Here is a 542-nt window from a genome sequence, read left to right on the forward strand (position 1 = left end):
TTACGTATTAACTTGTTCTTTGTTCCAAAGCAAACTTTTGAAAAAGGAATGTTTTAGTTCTAACAAATAGCGTTTTTGTAAAACTTCAATTAATTGATATTCTTTTTCGGGATGCACCGCAATTGCTACATTGGCAGGCAAAGTCAGGAAGTAGTTGTCCAAATTACCCAAAGCCACATTGTCAAAAAATATCTAGTTTTTTCATGCTAAAAGCAACATAAACGAAGGAGATTGGTGATTAGTGGTCACTCTAATTCTGCTTCTGCTAAAGCAGATTCTAAGGTAGGTGACCAATAATGAATGGGTTTGAGGGCTTTAAAAATTAAGCCTTTGTCAACCATTTGTCCAAAATTCTTACCTGATCAGCAACAAAGTTTTATCCAACGTTAAATAAGGATTTTGCCAATCTCCTAAAATACCCTGAATCCTTTGAAATTGCTGTTTTGATTATTAACATTTTCCAAGGCAAATTCTTGACATTTATCTAGGAAAGACTTTCTGGTAAAAGCCTGCAGAAGTTTTTTAAGAACTGGCAATACGCT

The 542-nt window shown here is 34.1% G+C and carries 1 protein-coding gene; it reads right to left on the reverse strand.

The window, feature by feature from the left end; all coding sequences use genetic code 11:
* Positions 1–245 precede the first annotated feature (245 nt).
* Complete coding sequence (locus ACEW7V_RS02670) at positions 246–341, reverse strand: hypothetical protein (protein WP_374695356.1); 96 nt, start codon at positions 339–341, stop codon at positions 246–248.
* Positions 342–542: the final 201 nt, after the last annotated feature.

The sequence above is a fragment of the Areca yellow leaf disease phytoplasma genome (assembly GCF_041920595.1).

Excerpts from the sequence above, each read along its gene's own strand:
- ACEW7V_RS02670 (WP_374695356.1), bottom strand. The coding sequence starts at position 341 with ATGGTTGACAAAGGCTTAATTTTTAAAGCCCTCAAACCCATTCATTAT.